General features: G+C 48.6%; 5 protein-coding genes and 1 pseudogene. 4 read left to right on the forward strand and 2 right to left on the reverse strand.

The genetic code is table 11. The features are described 5' to 3' along the window. Nucleotides 1–16 precede the first annotated feature (16 nt). Nucleotides 17–580 (forward strand): hypothetical protein, encoded by a 564-nt coding sequence (locus RMO35_RS07175; protein ID WP_309739670.1) that lies wholly within the window; start codon nucleotides 17–19, stop codon nucleotides 578–580. Nucleotides 581–780: 200 nt separating this feature from the next. Here RMO35_RS07175 and purM read toward each other — a convergent pair whose 3' ends face one another. Continuing rightward, the gene (gene purM, locus RMO35_RS07180) at nucleotides 781–1,809 is read right to left on the reverse strand and encodes a phosphoribosylformylglycinamidine cyclo-ligase (RefSeq protein ID WP_309739672.1); all 1,029 of its coding nucleotides are present in this window, start codon (nucleotides 1,807–1,809) and stop codon (nucleotides 781–783) included. Between the two features lie 686 nt (nucleotides 1,810–2,495). Between purM and RMO35_RS07185 the strand changes: the two are divergent. The 3 genes and pseudogenes from RMO35_RS07185 to RMO35_RS07195 all read left to right on the forward strand — a co-directional run. After that, nucleotides 2,496–2,816: pseudogene (locus tag RMO35_RS07185) on the forward strand (septal ring lytic transglycosylase RlpA family protein); the annotation flags it as partial. A gap of 529 nt (nucleotides 2,817–3,345) precedes the next feature. Next, a complete protein-coding gene (locus tag RMO35_RS07190) occupies nucleotides 3,346–4,674 on the forward strand; it encodes a septal ring lytic transglycosylase RlpA family protein (protein ID WP_309739673.1) in 1,329 nt (442 codons plus the stop codon). A gap of 454 nt (nucleotides 4,675–5,128) precedes the next feature. Then, nucleotides 5,129–6,355, forward strand: coding sequence for an MFS transporter (locus RMO35_RS07195; protein ID WP_309739674.1), 1,227 nt, complete (start codon nucleotides 5,129–5,131; stop codon nucleotides 6,353–6,355). A gap of 66 nt (nucleotides 6,356–6,421) precedes the next feature. On the opposite strand, the gene RMO35_RS07200 is transcribed toward RMO35_RS07195, so the two are convergent. Next, nucleotides 6,422–6,815, reverse strand: a 394-nt coding sequence (locus tag RMO35_RS07200; protein WP_396135622.1) for a class II glutamine amidotransferase, incomplete at its 5' end; no start/stop codon positions are given.

A 6,815-nucleotide genomic window follows, 5' to 3' on the forward strand; every position in this document is an offset into this window, starting at 1 on the left:
GAGTTGATGATTGGCAATGCGATCGGGTCGAAATCGAGCCGGAATCGTCAGTTGCAATCATCAACTCGGACTGGCTGGTGGTGTAGATTTGCTCGTTTTGGTGCTACTCGTACTGACAATTTACATGTTGGTGCAACTAAATAATCCTACTACCGAAGCAGGGGTCAAAATTGGTCTGGGCGTGGCGTTGATGTTTGTGCTACCAGGGACATTTTTCTTACTCAAAACTGGATTACACCTATCATTCGATCTCGCTGATAAATTTCTTTCCCGCACGTTCATCGAGATCGATCGTCAACAACTAACTTTATCGCAACATCTATATAGTCTCGATCGCGGTCGTCCCAAGCAGCTCAAAACCAGAGAAATTAGCCAAGTCATCGTCGATAAATATCAGCATGTCGATCTAAAAACCCCCAAAGTCAGTCTGATGCTGGAATTACGCCAGATCGATCCCGTCAGAATCCTCAGCACCGGACAAGATCTCACCGAGCGCGAGATTAAATGGCTGGCGGTAGAATTGAGCGACTGGCTGGGAGTCAATCTAATAAGTGACTCGATGGATTTAGGAGATAATTAATGTCAGTTCGGGTTAGAGATCTGTGCTGCGTTCGTGTCCCGCCGCCGATTGAAATCGTGGCTCATGTTGCAGAGTCCGCCTACGCGGACTAGTTAATCAGTCCGCGTAGGCGGACTTTGTATTGCTAGCCCCGATTTTAATCGGCGGCGGTGCGGGAACAAAGCCAGAAGCCATTGCATTACAGATCCGATCCCATCACGTTAGGTAGGCATCCCAATCAAAGATCGATCGCCTGCAACTACCTTCCCAATTTGATAAGCGGCGATTTGTTGCGACTTAAAAAACGCGATCGAGTCATTCGCCGCTGAAGCTGGCACGATTACCACATAGCCAATCCCCATGTTAAAAGTATTAAACATATCCACAGGTGCTACATTCCCCGCTTCCGCCAGCCATTGAAACGCGGGGGGAATCTGCCAACTGTGGAGATCGATCTCGATCGAACGATCGGCACTCAGACAGCGTGGTAAATTTTCCGGCAAGCCCCCGCCTGTAATATGTGCCATTCCATGTATTGGTAATTGCTGCTCGATCGCCGCTAAAATCGGCTTCACATAGATTTGAGTGGGGGTGAGGTACACCTGACCGAGATTTTTGCCTTCCAGGCGACTGGGCGTATCCTCCCAGCGATAGCCGCCAGCGCTGATGATTTTCCGCACCAGACTATAGCCATTACTATGAATACCACTGCTAGCCAGCCCGATCGCCACGTCGCCGATCTGAATCTGCTTACCATCGATCAGCTTGCTCTTTTCTGCAATCCCGACGGCAAAACCCGCCAGATCGTACTCACCCGCTTGATAAAATCCCGGCATCTCCGCAGTTTCACCACCTAAGAGCGCACAACCAGCTTGCCGACAGCCGTCAGCAATCCCGGCGACTACCTGAGTTAGTTGGGTCGAGTTGAGTTTACCAGTGGCTAAATAGTCGAGAAAATATAGCGGCTCAGCGCCACAGGTGAGAATATCATTCACGCACATTGCCACCAGATCGATGCCGATGCTCCCATGATCGTCTAATTCTTGGGCGATTTTGAGCTTAGTCCCTACCCCATCCGTACCCGATACCAGCACTGGCTGACGATACCCGGCTGGCAATTCAAACCAGCCACTAAAGCCACCAAAACCGCCTAAAACGCCCGGACGATGGGTACCCAAAACGAGACTTTTGATGTTTTCAACAAACGCTCTTCCCGCCACAACATCGACACCTGCTTGTTGATAATCCATAGCTCACTCGTACACGATCGGCACAGGCATTTTACCGCGATCGCTCTGCACACCGCAAACCTTCTGGATGCGGCGATCGGTCTGGATTCAGTTGATTAGATCTCCAGATTTGGGCTTTTTTTTGTGAATTCGTTCGAGATCGATCGCGATTTCACAAATTTTTAATAAAAAATCGTCGATCTCAATAGCCCGTCAACCCGATCGTTTCCGAAAAAACATTTGAATAATGTATATGAAAAAATGTAACATATCATTTTTCCTGATTGAAAAATCGTGGGGATCGCACGACTCAAAGCTGGTTTGGGTGGGGATCGCTTGGGGTTTTTGGAGTGAATCGACATATTTTTTGTACATACAAAAGTCACTTTGTCAATGACTTTGAGCAGTGAAATTGAAAAAAACTTCGTGTTATGGTAGACCCATCGTTCCTCACACCGAGGTGAATACGGAACAAGGTATGAGTTATTAGCTGGTAAATTAGCTCCAAACACAGCGGGCGAACCAATCTAAATCTCAAAGAAAAATTACGTTTCACAATAGGCAATATGAATTACCAAACTCTGACTGGATTAACTGCTCTCGTAGCAACACTGACTGTATCCACAGCAGCATCAGCTACACCATCAGTCAATTCCATTCAACTCAATGCTTCAGTTACATCCACAAAACTCATCGCCCAATCTATGGGTCAAGCTTCCTTTTACGGCAACCAACCAGGCGAAGGCGGCCCATTAACTGCTAATGGTGAGAGATATAATCCCGGTGGCATGACCGCCGCTCACAAAACGCTCCCCTTCGGTACGAGAGTCCGCGTAACTAGTCCTCGTACTGGTCGATCGGTTGTCGTTCGCATCAACGATCGCGGCCCTTTTGTTGGCAATCGAGTCATTGACCTTTCCGTTGGTGCCGCTCGGGCGATCGGTCTGACCAGCTCTGGTGTAGGTACCGTGCGGATGGACATCCTCGGTGGTGGTGAAGGTCGTCGTCAAGGTCGTCGTAATCGCTAAGGAGTTTAGCGAAGTCTCAGAGGATGTTTGAAAAGTCTAGTGCGTCAAGACAAGGCAGGGGAATTTAGATCTACGAGCGGAGCCAATAGGACTTTTCAAGCACCTTCTCAGTTACTCGCAGTTGACTCACTGGTGAACTACGCAATCGGTGTCGAGATCGAGCCTGACTCGAACGCATTGCTGTAGAGCGTGAAAGCGTAATTGAAATGAGCGCCACTCGCCACGACATCAATTTTAATTTTGTTGTTATGGCAAGTGAGTGCAACTCTAGGGGTAAACTAATGTTGTAGTAAGTGGTTAGATTTGGTAGTTGCCCTCAAGCAAAATTTACCAACTGCAACAGCCAGGTAAAGTCAGTTCGATCGCGTTGCCCAGCAAACATCTAACCACAGCACTTCTAGTTGGGGTAGTGTAGATCGATTCATCCTCCACTGTCGTCTGGGTAGACACAGCTTGGGGAGCAGCGATGTTCGGCTTCAGTTGCCAACTATTCCTACTCGACTCAATATTGTTTTTCCCCCGAAGAATTATGAATCAACAGCGTTGGAATTGTCTGACTGCATTATTCCTCAGTACGTTCATAGCACCGATTTCTCATGTTCGAGCTGAAGTAACATCTCCAGCCATAAATAGTCGAAATGATTTGCTGCCAACGTCCTCAGCTACAGTTTTGCCTGTAGCCCCAATCGCCAGCCAAGTTACTCCCATCCTACCAGTCATCCAACTGGTACCTCAAGTCAGCAGCCTGCCGATCGTCTTACCAGTCGCGAGGAATTACCAGCCAACTGCCACCAAAAAACTTAAAATCGCCAAGTTAGGCACTTTTCTCTCCACCAAGCCAGCCTACTTACCATCCCTAGTCGTTCCTGTTGCCAGCACTAGCGCAAGTTTTAGCCCCAATCGTAGAGCAACTGCCCCGATTGCCACATTTCTCAATCAGCTCGAATCAGGATCGATTTTTCCCGATCGCACTCTACCACCTGGTACCGTAGGAGCAGTGGCACCACTACCACAGCTAGCACCCTCAACCCCAACCGCGAAAATTACCGCTCAAGCTGCAAGCGCACCAATCTATGTATCGCGCAGCGACAATGCCAAATTAACCAAGGCGCTCATCCCACCGACAATTATCAACTCAGCGACAGCGCAAGCGGAGATGACCGTCACTCCCTTCGGTGAAAATTCAGGTGCATCATCCGATCGTACTCTCAAAACAGCTACAGCAAATATTCCCGCGATCGCGACTCCCACTCCAGAACGCACCCAGCCAACCTTAGTACCCAAAGTCGCACCACTAGTTAAATACCCTCAAGATCGAGCGGAAATTCCGATCTTTGAATCAGGTTCGCCAGTATTTATCTCTGAAGAAGATCGACCAACCCAAATCGTCGCCACAGCCATCGCTCAAGTTGGGGATGATATCGTTGCGCCCGAACCGAGTATTGCCATTCCCGTCGAACGTCCCAAACAGGCAACTATTCCGACTCAGGCACCAGCTACAACTCCCGCAATTTCTAAAATTGAGCCAGCGGCTACTACCCCCGTACTAGACAAAATTGTCTCGACCCAAACCGGACAAGCTTCCTGGTATGGTGCCGAAAGTGGCAACCGCACTGCCAGCGGCGAGCGATTTAATCCAAATGCTATGACTGCGGCGCATCGTACCTTACCTTTTGGCACAATGGTCAGAGTGACTAATCTCAAAACAGGCAAAGCCGTCGTCGTCAGAATTAACGATCGCGGCCCTTTCCGCAGTCGCCGAATTGTCGATCTTTCAGCGGGTGCAGCAGAAATCATCGGTCTCAAAAGTCATGGTGTCGGCGATGTCCGCATGGATATTTTAGATCCTCAAGGCTAGTTCTCCAGGCTCTCCAGCAGTTATGGTGATAAGTAAGACTTATTAAAGGGGGGAAAGCGGATGCGCGCACGCCTTTGTTCCCCGACGGTTTAGCGAATCAAGACAAGACAGCGGCTCGCAGCCGGGAGGTTCCCTCTCTTGTCTTGACGCGCTTAACTTGGAGGGAACCTCCAAAGCGCGCGTCGCTGACGCACACAAACGGGAGGGAACCTCCCAGCGTGGCGGGGGACCCGCCACGCGTTCGATGCGCCGCTCCCGGATTATGCGAGACAAGACAGCGCACCAAGCAGGGGAAAGGGATAGAATGCACAATCCATTGACATGTAATTTGACTATTTCCCCCAAAATAGCAGGAGAGCCGTTCTCCACAGCGAGAATGAGAGTGATACAGTAGGAAGGATGGGGTATAGCTAAACTGCACCCTACTGAGCATTCCTATTTCCCGAGTCTATATATGTCCAAGTTACCTCGACAGATTTGGATTCTCGCGCTAGGTAGATTATTGTCAGAAATCGGGAGCGGATTTACGATCTTTTACGCCCCGATTTTTTTCGTGCAGCAAGTCGGACTCTCCGCGACATCTGTCGGTTTAGCCTTGGGTAGTGCGTCGATTTCTGGTGTTGCTGGGCGGTTGATTAGTGGCACCTATGCCGATCGCTGGGGTCGCAAACCAGTGCTATTATTATCGACGATCGTCTTGGCACTAGCTTGTTTTATCTTTACCACTACCGATAATTTTCCGACCTTAGTGGCTGGTTGCTTGGTACAAGGATTCGGTTTGGGCTTGTATTGGCCCGCCAATGAAGCAATTGTCGCCGATCTGACGGAGGGAGAAGGACGCCGCTTTGCATATGCAATTACCCGATTAGCAGATAATATCGGGATGGGATTGGGGATTATCGCTGGCGGATTACTAATTAGTTCGACAGGTGCGTATCGAACGTTATTTATTATCGATGGCATCTCTTTTTGCTGCTTCTTTGTAATTCTCCTGTTTGGGATTCAAGAAACATTACAGGCGCAAAAAACAGCCGTGAGATTTTTTAGCGGTTATCATCGCGCCTTACACGATCGACGGTTATTAATTTACGTCGTTGTCAATATTATTTTAACTGTTTATATCGCCCAAACTCAAACTACTCTACCATTATATTTTAGTGGCTTCGTCCCTCAAGCTAGTGCGCGCGGCTTCAATCCACAAGTCATTAGTGCGCTATTTACCGGACACTTACTCGTGACAATCGCCGCCCAACTGCCCATGCTCAAATTATTAGAGAAATTGAGCCACACGCGATCGTTGACGATCTCCGGTGGCTTTTGGGTATTAGGATTTATTTGTATCACGCTGACGGGAACCAGTGCTAATTATCAGCTTTTATGGGCGAGTTTAGGTTTAGGTTTATTTGCCCTTGCGATTGTTGCTTATACGCCGACTGCCTCTGCTCTGATTGCCGATTTTGCCCCAGCATCCCTGCGTGGTGTTTATACATCGATTAACTCCCTCTGTTGGGCAGTTGGCTATGCTGTGGGGCCACCATTAGGCGGCTGGGCACTCGATCGATCGACCCAATTCGCTCACAATTTCTGGTTGGGTTTAGCAGCGACAGTACCGATTGTGTGGTTAATTTTAGGTTGGTTAGAAAGATCGATCGGGATGCGAGCAGTCGATGACGCTCTCTAGTGCTATGAAAAACCCGACTTTTTAGAAAAGTCGGGTTTCTGTTCTAACTGAGAATAGTTATAAATTTTAAATCGGAAAAATTTCAATCTCTAGATTCTTGCTCACAGTGATGATACTTTGCATCGGACAAACATGCCAATCTTCGGTAAATATCGGCTCTGATGCCAAGATTACCGAGCCTGGATAATCGATACTATTTTTAATCCAATAGAGAGAAGGTACCGTCGCCCGATGGGCAAATCGCGAAGCAATTAATCGCTCGCCATCACTAATCACAATATTGGCAGAAATCGTCGTCCGTTCGGCGTCCACTAAGTCGCGCAAAAGTCGGAGTGTCTGCTGGAGAGCGATTTCCAGTGGGAGTTCGGGATGGGTATGTAAGAGATTGGAAAACAGCGCGAAAATATGTTCCGAATCGGTCGTCCCATCGATCGATTGATAGATATGCTGGTGCAATTTA

Source organism: Chamaesiphon sp. OTE_20_metabat_361 (assembly GCF_031364565.1).